Genomic DNA, 17,570 nt, shown 5'->3' on the forward strand with positions numbered 1-17,570 from the left:
TCTATAAGTAATCCTATATTATTTATACCAGAATAGTGCTGAACTTTGTATCCGATTAAAAAATAAAAGATGGACTTACAATTAAAAGGAAAAACGGCTTTTATCAGTGGCTCTACACAAGGGATCGGTTTTGCCATCGCATTACAGTTGTTAAAGGAAGGTGCCTTCGTAGTCATTAATGGCAGAACGGAAGACAGGGTGAAAGAAGCAGTGGCAAAACTTCAACAGCAGGTGCCCGGAGCTACCGTATCGGGTGTAGCTGCAGATTTTTCAAAAGCAGCAGACGTAAATAAACTGATCGAAAAGTTGCCGGTGGTAGATATCCTGGTGAATAACGCAGGGATCTTTGAACCTAAGCCATTCGAAGAAATAACAGACGAAGAATGGCTCCGTTTCTTTGAAGTGAATGTACTGAGCGGTGTGCGTTTATCCCGCCACTATTTCCAACATATGCTGCAACAGAACTGGGGCAGGATCATCTTCATCTCCAGTGAGTCTGCCGTAATGGTACCGGAAGAAATGATCCATTACGGGATGACTAAAACAGCACAACTATCTATCAGCCGCGGATTAGCAGAGCTGACCAAAAACACCAATGTAACCGTGAATACGGTAATGCCTGGCCCTACAAAATCCGAAGGTGTGGTGGAATTTATTAAACAGGTGGCCATCAGCAAAGACATCACGCCGGAAGAAGCGGAAAAAGACTTCTTCAAAACCATGCGCCCTTCTTCTCTCATTCAGCGCTTTGCGGATGTATCCGAAATAGCCAACCTCGTAACTTACGTTGCCAGCCCGCTTTCTTCCGCCACCAATGGCGCTGCCTTACGTGCAGACGGAGGACTGGTGAAATCTATCGTTTAAATCAATATAAGATGAAATACCTCGGAAAGCTGCTCCCTCACAGGAGCAGCTTTCCTTTCTATTGCCCATAGCTCCCGGGCACAAAAGGAATTCAGCAAAATTACCGCGCTCCTTTCAGCATTAAATTTTGATCCTTAATTGATAATGCGTACTTTTTTGCAAATTATCAATTCCAATGAAAAGACTATCGACAATGTTCCTCGTTTGCAGTGCCTTTGCGTTGTTCTCTTTTGCTCCGGCTAAAAAGAAAAAAGTGATCTTCTTCGGTGATTCCATTACGCAGGCAGGTGTAGGCCCGGAAGGATATATTACGCAGATGAAATCAATCCTTCCTTCGGATGGATATGAACTGATAGGTGCCGGTATAGGCGGCAACAAAGTATATGATCTTTACCTGCGTATGGAAGACGATGTACTCAATAAACAACCGGACATCGTTGTGATCTATATCGGCGTAAATGATGTATGGCATAAAAGCACACATGGCACCGGCACCGACCTGGACAAATTTGAAAAGTTCTATCGTGCGCTGATCAAAAAGATCCAGGCCAATAATGCGAAAGTAGTGCTATGTACACCCGCAGTGATCGGAGAAAAGAAAGACGGAGACAATGCGCAGGATGCAGACCTCAATAAATTCAGCGATGTGATCCGGAAGATCAGTGAGGATACAAAATTACCTTTATGTGATCTCCGTAAATTGTTCATGGATTACAACCTCCGGCATAACACGGAGAACAATGAAAAAGGGATCCTTACCTCTGATCGCGTGCATTTGAACAAAGAAGGAAATGCACTGGTGGCAAAGAGTTTATCGGATATTATTGCAAAGCTTTAAAACAACAAGGGCTGTTCGGTGTATGAACAGCCCTTGTTATAAATGATAAGCCCCTTTCCCTGCACATGTTGGGTAACTTTATTCCCATTACTGCTAAACTGCATAATAACCCGCGCAATTAACGCCATGCTGTTCAATGACGAGGCGGTTGCCTATGGTCTGATAAAATGATAACAGTTACGCCGCGGTAAATGGAACGGAATTTGATACCTGCCTGTTGGGCGTTGTTAAGCCTGCCGTTAGATTAGTCTTTCAAACCGGGAAAGTTTTTTTTGAAGATTATAAACATCCGGATGGTGGTTAACGTTAGGTAAATTAACAGATGTACCTGTTGCAAATCCGCAGCAGCGTATAAAAAAGGCCTATATTTGAAAGGCCCCTTATTGTTCACGCTTAATAAAATGTGCTGCATGTTAGAAATAGGAACACAAGCGCCTGACTTTTCACTCCATTCCACTCCTGACCAGAAAGTATCTTTACAGGATTTTAAAGGAAAGAATGTAATACTGGCTTTTTACCCGGCAGACTGGAGCCCTGTTTGCGGCGACCAGATGGCATTATACAATGAGATGTTGTCTATCTTCAAAAAATATGATGCGCAGATCCTGGGCATTTCTGTAGACAGCGCCTGGAGTCATACCGCCTATTCGCAGGACAGGAAATTACATTTCCCTCTCCTCTCGGACTTTGAGCCCAAAGGAGCCGTAGCAAAGAAATACGATGTATACGATGCCAAAGAAGGGCAATGTGAAAGAGGTTTATATGTATTGGATGGTGAAGGGATCGTACGCTGGCACTACCTCTCGCCTGTAGGCATCAATCCGGGTGCAGACGGGATCATTGAAGCGCTGGAGACTATCACCAAAAAATAACGATCATGGCTAAACTTTCCCCACCGGTTAATAACGAAGATCATGCAGAAGGTGCTGCAGACGCTCCCGTTACCCTGGTAGAATATGGTGATTTTCAATGCCCTCATTGTGGTGCGGCACATCCTATTTTAAAGCAATTGCAACAGGTGCATGGCAAAGACCTGCGGCTCATCTTCCGTCATTTCCCTTTATCAAATTCACATCCCATGGCTATTCCTGCAGCATTGGCAGCAGAAGCCGCGGCAAAGCAGGGTAAGTTCTGGGAAATGCATGATATGATCTTTGAACACCAGAATGAGCTAAGCCCTGAAGCATTCCTAAAGTTCGCCGGTAAATTAAAGCTGGACCTGAAAGCTTTTGAAAAAGACAGTGAAGATGAATCATTAGCGGAAAAAGTGGATGCTTCTTTTGAAAGTGGTGTGCGCAGCGGCGTGAATGGCACACCTTCCTTCTTTATCAACGGCAGCAAATATAACGGCGGCTACGATGCCGCTTCTCTCTCTGAAGCGATTACGGCTGCAGCACAATAATACGTGCCAGCCTTCTTATTTCCAGGCAGGTGGATAAGGTAAGTTGGGAAGCGTTGCTGGCAGGGATATAAGTGAACACAAAACCACAGATCTTTTTCTCCTGGAAAGTTTAAATGCGCTCCTGGTAATTGCCCGGACAGGTATAATTGTCCGGGCCACTTTACATTACCATTATTTCATCAGGTTAGGGAATTATAGGATTTCAAATGTTGTTGATTGAGTCACATAGATTGGGGCAAACAATATGTCGGTGTAAAGAAAGCAGATAAAAAGTTAACGGGGTATCCCTACTTTGGGGGAGAGCTTAATATTTGCCCCTGATAATGGCATGGCGGCTGTTCACTTCCAGCTTCTGGTAAATGCTTTTGATATGGGATTTAACCGTTTCCAGGGAAATGCCCAGGCGGATGGCTACTTCTTTATTGGTCAGTCCTTCTTCAATGGCCTGTACCACCTGTGCTTCCCGCGGCGTGATCTTTAAAGGGATGGTATCCGGGGTTTTAGGATTGAAATAAGCGACTACTTTACGTGCAATGCCCGGAGACATGGGGGCGCCTCCTTCATTCAGGGAAAGCAGGCCTTCTTTTATCTTTAGCAGCGGCGTTTGTTTCAGTAAATAACCGGTAGCGCCGGCGCACAGGGCCTGGAAGATCCTGTCCGGATCATCGTATACCGTGAGCATTACCACCTGGCATTGAGGGGAACGTTTCTTTATCTGGCTGATGCCTGCAATGCCGGATTCGCCGGGCAGGCCAATGTCTGAGAGAACTATGTCCAGGCGTACATCATTTTCCCAGGCATCCATAAAGGCTTCTACCGTACCGGCAGTAACAATACAGGTAAAGCCGGGCTGATCATTAAAGAACTCAACCAGTGTATTCCTGATCTCCGCGTCGTCTTCTATTATGCCTAAGTGTACCATGAAACAAAGATGATAATATAAGTGAAACAGCGCCATCCCTACTTTGGGGGGCTGGGTTTGATAAGGTTTAACGGATGGAACGGCTTTATATCATTACATGATGCCGGCTTTAAATATCCCTGAACCACGGGTCTCATACTACCTGCTAAAAGTCAATCACTTTCTACCCCGGTACCCTCAAACAAAGCGCATACACATTTTCCTCCGTACGCACTTCCAGCGTACCTTTCATTTTCTCCGCCCTTAACCGCATATGCTGCAACCCCTGCCCTCCCTGGTAATGCTTCATCTTCACCCTGCTGCCATCATATGCATTGCTCACCTGCAATACAATCTCCTGCCCGAATGTGAGCATTATTTTCATATGCGGCTCGCTGGCATACCGTGCTGCATTGTTCACCGCTTCTTTAAAGATCAGGAAAAAGTTCTGCCGTACCATCTGGCTCAGCGAACGTGCAGCATACTCTCCTTTTAGTGTAAGCGAACACGTGAGGTCCAGGTCGTTCTGCAGGTTCATGAGATGGTCCTTTATCCGGGAAACAAGGTCTGCCGCCGTATCAAAGCGTGAGTCTATGGACCATACCATATCGCTCATGGTACTCAGCGCATCTTTACTGGAAGCAGCTATCTTTTGAAGGGACACGGCGTCTCCGGGCTGCGTACTCAGCCTGTCCGCCTGGAAATAAATACGGGTAAGGGAGCTCCCTACTTCATCGTGCAGGTCTCCGGCGATCTTTGTTCTTAGCTGTTGCTCCTTCAGCAGCTCCCGCATGCGGTAACGGAAGATCAGCCAGCCTATACCAATCAGTACCAGCAGCACAAAGATCCTGAACCACCAGGTTTGATAATAAGCAGGATTCACGATCAGCGGGATGGACATAATTGTTTTGTATACTTTCTCTCCCGGCAGCAAGGTCACCAGTTCCAGGTTATAATCCCCGGGGGCAAGGCCAACAAAGCTCATTTCGTGCTGGCGCCCGATCTCCTGCCATGCTGCTTTATCCGTTAAGCGGTAATAATAATGTAATTGCTCTATGGCATTATCTACGCCTCCGAAACGCAGGGAAAAATATTGCACTTCAGGATTCACCTCTATGGCAGCCAAAGGTTTGTAAGGCATGGTAAAATCATGCAGCAACTTATTCTTAGTACCAGTTGTGAAATCCGTAAAGCAAAGAGATACCAGTGTATCTGCTGGTTTATATGCTTTGAGGTCTTTCACCGTAAAAGCAGTGATGCCATTAAGCGTTCCCAGGAAAATCTCGTCCTCATAAGTAAGGAAGGCAGAGTGATTGAATTCATTGGAGGGTAAGTGATCCAGCCGGGTGTAATTGCGGATCTGCTGATCGTGGATATTGATCAGGCTCAGGCCCTGGTCTGTTCCTGCTATCACTTCTTCTCCCCTCCTGATCAATGTATACACGGCATTACCTGCGAGGCCGTTGGTTACATTTATTTCTCTCAATACCTTGCCCTGTTCATTAAATACCAATATCCCCCTTCCGTTTGTACCCGCCCATAATTCCTGTTGCACAGGCGCTATACAGTAATAATCCCCTCCGGCATAGGAAGCATCCGTATCCTCAAAGAGGCGGACCAATTCATCATTTCCGGGTGTATATGCAAAGATGCCTTCCAGCGTGGCGAAATATCTTTTATTGCCATGAATGATGATATCGTATACTTTGGATTGACGGAGGATTTCTTCTGCTGCACCTTTGAATGCAGTGCGCGAAATGCCTGTATTTACATTCAGCAGGTATACGCCAAAGTAAGTACCTACCCATACCATGGAATCATTCTCCCTGTTCAGGCTAAGGATATACTTGTTATGCAGCCGTTTATTAAAGGGCAGGTTGGTTGTATCCATCTGCAGGGGCTGCATCTTTTGTGTCTTTATATCAAACCACTGCAGGCCATCTCCTTCTGTAGCCAGGAGCAAACGGTCCTTCGGCCAAAGCAATGAAGTATACATGATCTTTTTAGACAATACCTCCCGTTCACCTGTGTTCATGTTCAAACGGGAAAATCCATCTTTATAGGATCCGATATAGAACATGCCATCAGTGTGCCGGTATATGCTCCGGATACTAAGCGGGGAAGTTTCTATAGAAGGGGTACTGAGCGTATTCCTAAAAGGAGAATTCACCTGCTGCACTTCTGCAATTCCTTTATGAAAACCGAAATATAATTTCTGTTTATTCTCGCGGATATACCTTACCCTGATGTTCCTGAAATAATCTGCCAGGCCTGGCGCATATGCTTTTGCCGCTGCATCGTTCACGTCGTATGAAAAAAAGCCGCGGTTATTGAAAAAGATCCCCAGCCGGTTATGCGGCAATGGAAAAAGGTAAGCCCTGTCTTCCTTTGTAACACTGTCTTTAACAGCATATGTCAATGGTGCTATGCTGCCCGTCTGTAAGTTCAGGGTATAAACACCGCGTGTTTCCACATAAAAGATCACTTTACCGGAAGGATGATAAAAGACCTCCTTACTGATCTGCCCATCAATCTCCGGCATAGGATAATACCGGTTCACCGTATAACTGCCCTGCTGCTTTTTCAGGGTCACAAACTTTCCATTGCAGGTAACCAGCAACTCTCCTCCTTCAATCTCACGGATCATTTCAATAGACGATAATCCGGAGGGATTAGGATTGATCTTTGCAAGGTCTGTTACCAATACCAGCTGATCCTTCTCAATGCGGTAGATCTTTGCATCGCTGGAGCCAACATAGATAGTACCATCTTTTGCTTCATAAAATTCTTTTACGAACAGGCTCCTGGCAGGCCGCCCCGGCTGGCCTTTCTGATTAACAGAAGTAGTGGTCCAGTTCTTCAGATCGAATTTGGTGATACCACTTTGTGTGCCTACCCATAAGTTATCAGATCTATCCGCATACAACCTTGTGATGGCAATATTGATGATGGCGGGTTTACTGACCAGGTCGAAAGTGAGGATGCGATTACCGTCGTACCGGTGGAGACCACGGCTGGTACTGATCCACAAAAGACCATGACGGTCGATCTCCATGTCTTTAATATTTCCTTCCCGCAAAGTATTAGGCAGGTCTATATAACGAAAGCGAAAACCATTATTTGCAAATAAGGTTTCCGATATCATACATAGATAAAAGCATAACAGGAAGCGGGTCATTACTGCGTTATATTTTCACAAATAACCGGTATTTTCTGTCAAATGTCAAGACGCGTATATAATTGATTGCTTTTAATTTACACCTCAATTGTTAATGTAACAGCTGTTTAAAAATAAATCCCCTACATTTAACATCGTTAACCGTCAAGCCCCCTATTTGCCGCCGACCCTAAGCATTTTATTCACATTTAACCCTTTAACCGGAGTATGAAACGAATTCATCCAGGCCGCCCCAAGGCATTGCTGTTCTATGTATGCATGTTATGGTCCTGCATTGTTCAGGCACAATCTCATCCAGACGCTATTTATCCCATACCTCCCAATCCCGCATATACGTTATTGCATCATGACATTAACCTGTTTACCGGTGACGTCAACAATACGTTCGATCTGATAGGTATTACAGGCAATAACCTCAGCTTTAACCTCACAGCCCTTTACAATAGCCGCTCCGCGGGTCTTAACAATACTAATCCCGCCGGATATGTCAACAATGCATTAGGAGGTAACGGATGGAAACTGATGGACTATCCCAAAATAGCAAAGGATGCATCAGGGATCTACATGCTGGATGGCTATGCGGTGTATCCTTTAATTTCAACGGGCACCAACACGTACACACCCGGTGGTAAATATTATTTGTGGCAGGTGAGCCTGATCAACAACAGCAGCTGGGATATTGCCACTGCGGAAGGCCTCCACTATATTTTCAACACAAGGTCTGTACCATTACCCAATGCAAACGTATGGAATATTACAACCATCAAAGATGCTGTATGGGGAGACTCTCTGAACCTAAATTACTCCGGCACAGGCAACCTGAACAGTGTGAACAATACTTCCGGGGATACGCTGCTGCTCAACTACAACGGCATTCTCCAATCAGTTACACATCGTAAGAACGGGAACCTGATTGCCAATATAGGGCTTACCTATCAACAGGTGAATAATCATCCCAACCTATCGGCCATCAAACATTATCACCAGGTATATGGGCAGCATGCTGATCAGATGGCGGGTGGTTATAACTTTACTTACTGGCCGGCTACGGGAAATAATTACGCCAATGCCATGGCCACCTTCACTGATCAGGCCGGCGCTGTTACCACTTATTCCTATATCCCCAATGCGGGAGGTAACAGTTACAGGACCGTACAGCTGGCTGTGAATGACGGATATAGTAATAACTCCGGCGATACTGCGGACCTGAATACCTATACTGCCATAGTATATGATACAACGAATGTGATCACAGACCTTTCCGGTATCTACCATTACTACAATATTGTAAATACTTATCCGGGAAGCCGCTACGGCATGCCATACAATTATGGCAGTGTAACATATGGATTTTTAAATGGCCTTCCTGCGCAATCATTAAAGCAATTACCTGGCGGATACAGCATTGGCAGTGTACACAGCCCTGCCCTTCAGGGCTGCCAGTACCTGTACCTGGTGAACAGTGATACCAGCAATATTACTACTACACTGCATTACTGGAGCGGCAACACTTTCCCACAGCTGGATAAATTTTACAACCAGTTGCATGGCGTGGGGAAATGGATATCTTATACTTATGGCACACCTTATAATTTAATTGTGCAGATGGCTACTTCCCGCAGAACGCCGGAGCCTTTAAGCCCGGCCGTGAATACAGATTCTGTTGTCACTGCAATTCAATATGCCTTTCAGCAATATCCTGCATTAACGGCCCCCAATATTCACCTGCTCAGTGCAACAGCAGGAGAAATTGAATCCGTACAGGAAGATCTGCAGGGAGCTTTTAAGATCACGGCCTGCAAATGCACACAGTGGACGCAGTGGAGCCAGCAGGGTTTACCGGGCAGTAGTGGGAACTGGGGGCCGTGGAAACGTGTATCCATGCGGGATAGTCTTGCCACAGTGGAAGATTGCCCTACGGTCACCGCATCTTCTGCGCAATGGGTTGTAAACACCACGTATAACAGCCGGAACCAGGCAGGCATGGCTACAGACAGCAGTGATGCAACAGGAGACCGTAATGCAGCTATTTATGCCGTATCTCCAAATGCAGGACGTTTGGTGGCACAATTCACAAATGCCAGCGTCAATAACCAGGAAGCAGCCTACATGGGGTTTGAATCCTATGAGAATACCAGCGGATGGTATACGGCCCAGGGCACTGTCACAAATGCTTACTCACATACAGGCAGGGCATGTTATATGCCCGGAGCCGGAGGTTTACCCCTGAACAGGTTTACGCCTGCCCGCCAAAACCAGGTTTACCGGTACGGGTTCTGGTACCGCATGGATACTTTAACTGCCTACATGCAATACCAGTATTTCGACAGCCAGAATAACAGGTATGAAACCAAGGCATACCCCTTGCTGCCTACCAACGGAAAATGGACCTGGTTTTCCTGTGTGATGGATTTCCCCGCAGAACAAATATTACATCCCAATGTGATCTTCCAGGTAGATACTTACATCTATACGAATGACCCGCCATCAAACCTTGCAGTGGACGACATCAGCTTTATGCCGGTGAACAGTACCTTTGATGCCAGCGTGTATGAAACGCACCGTGGATTCACCACTGCCAGCTTAGGTATGAACGGCCAGGCTACTTTCTATGTGCGGGACCGCTACAACAAAACAATAGCAGAAATAGGCCCTGGCAGCGGTGATCAGATCAGCCAGGTGACCATTCCCTATAATTCCCGGGAAGGCAGCCTGCATACTACCGGCAAAGATACTTTCGATCCTATCTTCCCTAACATGTCCCTAAACCTCAACGCACATAAAGGTGGCACCTGGGACCCTTTCGCCAATCCGAATTCAAAGGTCTTTCCTGCTAGCGGCATGGTGAATATGCAGGTGATCAACAACTGGCTCACGACTACCGGATCGCCCGCATCAGCCACTTTTGCCGGCAATATTAACCAGGAGAATATTGCATTGTATACAGAGATCTTCCCTGACAGCCTTACCGGCAATAGTGAAACAGGTTTTGCCTTTCAGCTGGATAGCCTGGCTGCAGGTAAAGACAGCATCATATCTACCAGTACGCTGAAGTTTGTACTTACACCAGGGTTGGCCAAACTATACCATGGCAACATGATCTGTAAAACACAGCCCTTGATGCATGTACCGCATTATAATACCATGATGGTCACCATTTCAAATGGCAACTTCCTGATCGCATACCTCAATGGCCGTTATATTTTTGAATGTTACTTCCCGAACGGGCGTATCAAAGCACCGGCGCAACTGATCGCTGCCAATGTGCATGTAAATTTCGACAACTTCCTTTTCCTCAACGATGTACAGGCCACACAGCAAACATTTGATGCGCTGATGCGTCCAAGGCAGCAACTGATCAGGCGCAGTGTAAATGAATTACAGGTAAAGGAAATACTGTATGGCGGCCCGCTCAACTTACCCGTAGTAGAAACGAGGGCCGGGATCATTGGCGGTAAAAATGCAGATAGCCTGGGCCTGAGTTACAAACCCAATTTTGCCAGTGGTTTTAATTATGATTCCATGACGCTGAGTAAAAAGAGTGTGCTGGGTGCGGCAGCGGGATATGAAAATCCTTTCAGCTCTTCTGTAGCTTATAGTAAAGATCCTTTAATGCAGATCACCGGCATTGGCAGTGGCGGCAATTTCACGGCAGGTAAAAAAGATGATCATTACCTGCAATTCACTTATAGCAATGCCCAAGGGAACATCTTCAACTATACACCGTCCGATCTGATCAGTATCACCCGTGTTTCCAGTGACAGTACCACCACCATCACTTACCTGAATAAAGAAGAAGTGACCTTTGCAGAAGCGCGCATCAAAGGGAGCGATACACTGAAAACACAATACGAATATGATCGTAACATGCGGCTGGTAGCCACTTACCAACCTAACTACTACAATTCCTCGTTAGCCGGCAACAGTAATTTCATCCGCACACAAGCATATGATTACACGGGCAATAGGATCAGTGAAACCTCTTCCGATGCCGGCACCAGCCAATACATCTATGATCTCTCCGGCCGGCTGCGCTTCCGCATTGATTCTGCGGGTATAGCAGCCAACCCGGATACGATCATTTACACTAAATATGATCAGCAGAACAGGGTAACAGAAGAAGGTTTCCTGCAGCAGAACTGGAACAGGAGCACCTTACAGGCCATAGCAGATACCAGCAACGCCTACCCTTCCGCCGGAAACTACTCCTGGCGAAAGAGATATACCTACGATGCTTATACCGGCGATAGCATTTACCAGGGGAAACTCACCGGCGTAGCTGTGAACTGGAATGCAGATGCCATCCCTGATATCTATGAAACCTATTGGTATGACCGTTATGGACAGGTTACAGGAAAAGGTTTAAAGGTATTGGACTTTGATACCACCACCAGGATTGTACAGTATACTTATGATCAGCAGGGCCGTACCACCGGCGTACAATTTCCCGGTACCGGTTATCCCGGGCTGGTTTATACGTACAACGGCACCGGCAATCTCACCGCCATAGGCATTCCGGGAGATACCTCTTACTACGCCACTTACGACTATGGTTACGCCACCACGGAACGGTTGAACAAGGGTACCTTCATGCGTACCTACAATTATACGGAGAACGGATGGATCAATAGTATTAACGACCAGCTCTTCAACGAAAAACTGACCTACACTTATAAGAATACTAAAGACGGCCCGCAATATTACGATGGGAAGATACAGGCACTCAGTGATTATTATAAAAGTACCAACCAGGCCATACAGGCCAGTTACAGCTATGACAATAATGGCCGGCTTGCAGTAGCCAACCTGGGAGCAAACAATCCCTGGAGCATGGGTATTAAAACACCGCTCAGTTATGATAACAATGGCAATATCCTTTCATTACAGACAGGCACTACCAATGCATTACAATTCCAGTACCAGGCCGGCACCAATAAGGTAAATACCGTTCAGGGTTTCAATCAGAATTATACTTATAACGGAAATGGCAGCATCACTTCTGCACCATATGGTGTAAATAGTATTCAATACGATCCCTTATCCGGTCTTACACTTAGTATGAAGAACAGGTCCGGAAACACTTTGTCTTTTGAATATGATGGTAAAGATCAGCGTGTATTAAAAACCGTGCAGTATGGTAATGATTCCACGCAGCAACGTTTATATGTACATGGCTTAAATGATTATCCGTTATATGAAGTAACTAAAAATACCACCACCTTTTACATTTATGGCCCCAAAGGCATGGTAGCCATGCAACAGGGCGCTAAACGGTATTTTGTGATACGGGATTATCTCAATTCAACAAGGCTGCTGATAGATACAAACAACGTTACAAAAGCTACATTCAATTATAATTCCTACGGTACCATTTCTTATTCCGCTGTAGATACCGCCCTTGTTAAAATGCCGGTAGATTACCTGTATACAGGGCAGGAATATGATGCAGAAAGTGGATTATACAATTACCGGGCAAGGTTATACGATCCCGGAAGCGGACGTTTCTTTTCAACAGATCCGGCACAACAGTACCCCAGTCCGTATGTATATGCAGGCAATAATCCTATCTCCTATACAGACCCCACAGGCGCCTGGAGTTTTTGGGGTGTGGTAGCTGTAGTGGCGGCGGTTGTAATGGTAGCGGCAATAGTGGTAGTGGCGGTAGTAGCTGCTCCTGCGTTGGTGGCGGGTACAGCCATTGCTGCCAGTTCAGTGGCTGTTATCAAAGGCGCAATATTTGTAGGCCTTGCTGCGGGGGCTGTTTTATACATGTCGAATGCGGCAAATCTGCCTGATAGCCCTCAAATCTCCGTAAACAACAACACGAACACCACAACACCCATAGCCCCCACTCCTGTAGTACCTCCGATAGACGCTACAGGCGATGGCATCACAGCGCCTTTGAATGTAACGCAGAAAGATTTTGGCGTTACCAGCAGACCCATTGCCGGCAGGTATTCCATCGTTAATCTTACAAAGGCCACGCCCTTTGTACCTGATAATTCGTCTAACAGTACAGTGGGCTGCCCCAAAGATGGCGCCGCTCCTTATGCGGTTTTCCCTTACAGGCCTATTATCGCGGCATCAGGGCAAACACCTGTCAACCCTCCATGGACGGACCTTTACGACTATACTTTATACATCAATTCCAATTTCTTTGATATCGGGGATGATCTGCATCCATACATAGCATCCTGTACGAACATCCTGGGGCTTAGCGTGAGTAATAATAACGCTATATCCAATTGGCAGACTTACCCGGCATGGGTGTCCGGCAGCCTGAGCTATTACCTGGATGCGCTGGTGATCTATAAGGATGGCGCCCCGGCCGCTAATGGCAAAAAAGCGGAGATGGTGCGTTACAAAGACCTTACGCCGGATTTCATTACACAAAATGTAGCTTTTGCAGTAGGCGGCATGTATTACATCCGCAATGGTGAAGATACCAGCAAAGTATTCGGGGACATTGTGAGCAGAACGTCTCCCAAAGGGCGTACTGCAGTAGGCATTGATGATTCCGGCACACATCTCCTTGTACTGGAAGTGGACAGCAAACTACCTGGCACTAGTGAAGGCGTTACGTTTGCAGACATGGTGAACTTCTTTACCAGCCGCGGATACAATAATGTAATGAACCTGGATGGCGATGGCTCCAGCGCATTTTACTACAAGAAAAACGCTAACATCATTTCCAGTTTACCCATGGACACATATGGCGGAACTATCCGCCTGCACCGCCCGATCCCTAATTTCCTTGGTTTCAAATAAATAAGATACCTCATGCAACAAACAGGCAATTCCTTCACAATAGAAGTGAAGTTCTATAACAGTCCAAATATTATCACCTACAACATTCCATGGTCTCCCGGCCTGTATATACAGAGCGCCATGGAAGCCTGCTATAATACCACACCGGGGCCCGGTACTCCGCCATTCACATTTCAGATCCAATACTACGGCACCTACGATAAAAAATTCATTGGCTACATGGTGGTAGCAGTGAATGGTACTTTCCGTGCAGCCGGTTACATATGGTATGTGTACCTGAACAATGTAAAAACCAATAACAGCCTGAATGCCATACCACTGAACCCCGGAGACGTGATTGAATTCAAATTTGAAACATACGCAGCAGCAGCAGCTTCAGCTCCCGGTTCATTCTATCATACTTTCCTTCAGGCAGAAAAAGCACTTCTTTCATTATAAACAATAACACATGGCCAAACCTACCAACGTTTTTGTACGCGATTACCTTACCGATAACGGAGATATACCTAATTACGGCGGGTTGAACCTCAGTCCGGATATCATTCCCCAACTGTCTCCTGCCGATCCTTCCAAAGTACAGCAATTATATGGCCTGCCTACCTATGGCCAGGATATTGCCACACAGGAAAAGATCAATATAGAAGCAGGGCAAAGTAATTACATTTACATGCGGGCCAAAAATCCCACCAGTGCTTCCCTAACTGTTCAATTATCATTATACTGGTCTTCCGGCGGCACGTTGCAAATACCTTCCCAATGGATCAATCAGCAGATAGGCCAAAGCCAGCAGATCACCATACCTGCTACCAGCGTGAGGGCCGCACCGGAACCTTTCATCTGGACGCCTTTGCAATTACCGGACCTTGGCCACTACTGCCTCATTGCACAGGTTACCTGGAATGGATTCAACGGTATTACCAAATCCACTACCTTTCCCAACCTGGCGGCCTGGTGGATGTATTGCAGGAACAACAACACCATTGCACAAAGGAATATGGAAATGGTGAATGTAAAACCCAACAACCGTGTGGAATGGAACCTGGATCTCCTCAACCCTGATCCCAATCCATTGCTGCATACCGTTATGGCAGTATGTAATGTTCCGGAGGGATCTACTGTAGCTTTGTACTGCAGCGCACCGCAATTAAATCCGCCTATCAGTACAGGGCCGGTAACCATCCTTGGCACCGATAATAATCAGAATGTGATTGCCTCCACCATGTTCCCTGCTAATTTCCAGGGCACGCTGCAGCTCATTTTCCAGCCACCCGGTAATGCACAACCTGGGTTGTACAGTATCGTAGCACAACAATACGCAGCCAGCAGCAGCGGCAAATATGAATTCCTGGGTTCTTACACTTTCGAGATCACCATCAGCCTGAGTGATGATGAGCGTAAGATACGGATCGTGGAACACCAGCATCAGCTCCTGAATAAATTATTGTCCTGATGGCAAACACAATAAGCCTGGCCGTACAGGGAGGGGCCACTATCAATAATATTCCCTGGACAAGCGGCATGAATGTACAGCAGGCAATGGAAGCTGCTTACAATACTTTTGTGAACCCGCCCATGCTGCCCAGGCTTTCTTACTGGGTGGAATACTTCGGCGCTTCGCTGGGATACTTTGTAAGCATGATGGACGGCACTACCCGGATGGGCAACAAATACTGGATGCTGTATGTGAACAATGTGCTGGCAACCGGGGGAATAGATGCCACCATCTTAAATGACGGAGATGCCGTATCTTTTAAATACCAGGCATATTCCCCGGAGTTACATGGGCATACCCTGATGGCACAGGTACATGCGCTGAAAACGAAATAAACCCCGGGAACAGGCTGCCCCCTTTTTTGTTATATTGAGGTATGCAGATCCTCTGGAAATACTTCTCGCAACAGAAATGGTGGGTGGCCCTAGCCCTCCTGCTGGCAGCCATTGCACAATTGCTCAGCCTCATAGATCCCATCATCTTTGGGAAGATCATAGACAATTACGCCAGCAATCCGGATAACCTTCCGCAAAAGGAAATGATAGACGGTGTGTTGTACCTGCTGGCTATAGCCATAGGCGTTGCAGTAGCCGCCATCCTCACCAAAGCCCTGCAGGAATATTTCACCCGCCTGGCTGTACAGCGTTTTGGCATGCAGATCTTTAACGACGGGCTGAAGCAAACCCTCCGGCTTTCATTCCAGGAATTTGAAGAACAACGTAGCGGGGAAACATTGTCCGTACTGCAAAAGGTAAAAACAGATACAGAGAAGTTCGTCAACTCCTTCATCAATATCCTCTTCTCATCCATAGTAGGCATGGGTTTCCTGATCTGGTATTCCATCACCAAGAACTGGTTGCTGGTACCGGTATTTGTTGTTGGCATTGCTGTATTGGGTTCCTTAACCGGGCTGTTAAGCAAAAAGATCAAAACAGTACAGCGCTCCATCAATAAAGAAACCAACGAAATGTCCGGCGTGATCACAGAATCACTAAGGAATATAGAGCTGGTAAAAAGCCTGGGCCTCACCTTTCCTGAGGTGCGCAGGCTGAAGGTGCAGACACAGAAGATCTATGACCTGGAAATGATGAAAACAAAACGGGTGCGCACGCTCTCTTTCCTCCAGGGCATTACACTCAACCTGCTGAAGCAATCCATCTTATTCATCCTGCTCTGGCTCATTTTTCGCCATATACTCAGTACCGGGGAACTGATCAGCATGCAGTTCATTTCCACTGCTATCTTCGGGCCCTTGCAGGACCTTGGGAATATCATCCTCAATTACAGGGAGGTAGAGGCTTCCATCAATAACTTCGATCAGCTGATGCACCGGCCTGTGGAACGTAGACCAGATGCCCCTGTAGAAATAGGCCCCTTGCAAAGCATCCGTTTTGATAAAGTAGTGTTCAAACATAAAACAGCCAAAACAAATGCTATAGACGAAGTATCCTTTGATCTCCGGCTCGGGGAAACCATTGCTTTCGTGGGGCCCTCCGGTTCAGGGAAATCCACGCTTGTTAAATTACTGGTAGGGCTTTACCGACCTGTAGGCGGAGAGATCCTGTTCAACGGGATCCCCTCTTCAGAAATACGCTACAATGTACTGCGCAGGCAGATCGGCTTTGTTACGCAGGATACCCAGCTCTTTGCCGGTACCATCAAAGAGAACCTGTTGTTTGTAAAATCAGATGCCACAGATGAGGAAATAACCGATGCACTTAATAAAGCAGCCTGCACCGCTTTATTAACCCGTTCTGAAAAGGGCATCAACACCATGTTAGGAGAAAGCGGCATGAAATTATCCGGTGGTGAAAAACAACGGATCTCCATAGCGCGTGCCTTGTTACGGAACCCAAGGCTGCTCATCTTTGATGAAGCCACTTCCGCATTGGATTCTTTAACAGAAGAAGATATCACCAATACCATACGGGATGTTTCCCTGCGGAAAGAACAGATCACCATCCTGATAGCCCACCGCCTGTCTACCATCATGCACGCAGATGTGATCTATGTACTGGAGAAAGGGAAAGTTTCAGAGACCGGATCTCATGATGAACTGTTACAGCAGAAAGGGCTATACTACGCCATGTGGCGGCAGCAGGTGGGTGAAAAGAGAAGCACCTGATC

General features: G+C 46.5%; 11 protein-coding genes. 9 read left to right on the top strand and 2 right to left on the bottom strand.

The features are described from left to right. Positions 1 to 69 precede the first annotated feature (69 nt). From BUR42_RS08185 to BUR42_RS08200, 4 genes are all read left to right on the top strand, one after another. Positions 70 to 864, top strand: coding sequence for an SDR family NAD(P)-dependent oxidoreductase (locus tag BUR42_RS08185; protein WP_074238761.1), 795 nt, complete (start codon positions 70 to 72; stop codon positions 862 to 864). 175 nt (positions 865 to 1,039) lie between these two features. Then, complete coding sequence (locus tag BUR42_RS08190; RefSeq protein ID WP_074238762.1) at positions 1,040 to 1,702, top strand: SGNH/GDSL hydrolase family protein; 663 nt, start codon at positions 1,040 to 1,042, stop codon at positions 1,700 to 1,702. 410 nt (positions 1,703 to 2,112) lie between these two features. Beyond that, on the top strand, positions 2,113 to 2,574 hold the full coding sequence (locus BUR42_RS08195; protein ID WP_074238763.1) for a redoxin domain-containing protein: 462 nt from the start codon (positions 2,113 to 2,115) through the stop codon (positions 2,572 to 2,574). A 5-nt stretch (positions 2,575 to 2,579) separates the two neighbouring features. Further along, positions 2,580 to 3,104: a DsbA family protein gene (locus tag BUR42_RS08200; RefSeq protein ID WP_074238764.1), complete on the top strand. Its 525-nt coding sequence runs from the start codon at positions 2,580 to 2,582 to the stop codon at positions 3,102 to 3,104. Positions 3,105 to 3,408: 304 nt separating this feature from the next. On the opposite strand, the gene BUR42_RS08205 is transcribed toward BUR42_RS08200, so the two are convergent. Together BUR42_RS08205 and BUR42_RS08210 are read right to left on the bottom strand one after the other, a co-directional pair. After that, positions 3,409 to 4,026, bottom strand: a complete 618-nt coding sequence (locus tag BUR42_RS08205; RefSeq protein ID WP_074238765.1) for a response regulator transcription factor — start codon at positions 4,024 to 4,026, stop codon at positions 3,409 to 3,411. Positions 4,027 to 4,189: 163 nt separating this feature from the next. Next, positions 4,190 to 7,150: a ligand-binding sensor domain-containing protein gene (locus BUR42_RS08210; RefSeq protein WP_074238766.1), complete on the bottom strand. Its 2,961-nt coding sequence runs from the start codon at positions 7,148 to 7,150 to the stop codon at positions 4,190 to 4,192. A 240-nt stretch (positions 7,151 to 7,390) separates the two neighbouring features. On the opposite strand from BUR42_RS08210, the gene BUR42_RS29955 reads away from it, so the two are divergent. From BUR42_RS29955 to BUR42_RS08235, 5 genes are read left to right on the top strand one after another with little or no spacing between them, the layout of a single operon-like run. Further along, on the top strand, positions 7,391 to 13,951 hold the full coding sequence (locus BUR42_RS29955) for an RHS repeat-associated core domain-containing protein (RefSeq protein WP_084185458.1): 6,561 nt from the start codon (positions 7,391 to 7,393) through the stop codon (positions 13,949 to 13,951). Positions 13,952 to 13,963: 12 nt separating this feature from the next. Further along, positions 13,964 to 14,389 carry a hypothetical protein gene (locus BUR42_RS08220; protein WP_074238768.1) on the top strand — a complete coding sequence of 142 codons (426 nt, stop codon included), beginning with the start codon at positions 13,964 to 13,966 and terminating at the stop codon, positions 14,387 to 14,389. Positions 14,390 to 14,399: 10 nt separating this feature from the next. Beyond that, positions 14,400 to 15,401 carry a hypothetical protein gene (locus BUR42_RS08225; protein ID WP_074238769.1) on the top strand — a complete coding sequence of 334 codons (1,002 nt, stop codon included), beginning with the start codon at positions 14,400 to 14,402 and terminating at the stop codon, positions 15,399 to 15,401. Continuing rightward, a complete protein-coding gene (locus BUR42_RS08230) occupies positions 15,401 to 15,778 on the top strand; it encodes a DUF4430 domain-containing protein (RefSeq protein WP_074238770.1) in 378 nt (125 codons plus the stop codon). The genes BUR42_RS08225 and BUR42_RS08230 overlap by 1 nt, the downstream gene beginning before the upstream one ends. A 41-nt stretch (positions 15,779 to 15,819) precedes the next feature. After that, positions 15,820 to 17,568 carry an ABC transporter ATP-binding protein gene (locus tag BUR42_RS08235; protein ID WP_074238771.1) on the top strand — a complete coding sequence of 583 codons (1,749 nt, stop codon included), beginning with the start codon at positions 15,820 to 15,822 and terminating at the stop codon, positions 17,566 to 17,568. Positions 17,569 to 17,570: the final 2 nt, after the last annotated feature.

The organism is Chitinophaga niabensis, from assembly GCF_900129465.1.
Lineage (GTDB): Bacteria > Bacteroidota > Bacteroidia > Chitinophagales > Chitinophagaceae > Chitinophaga > Chitinophaga niabensis.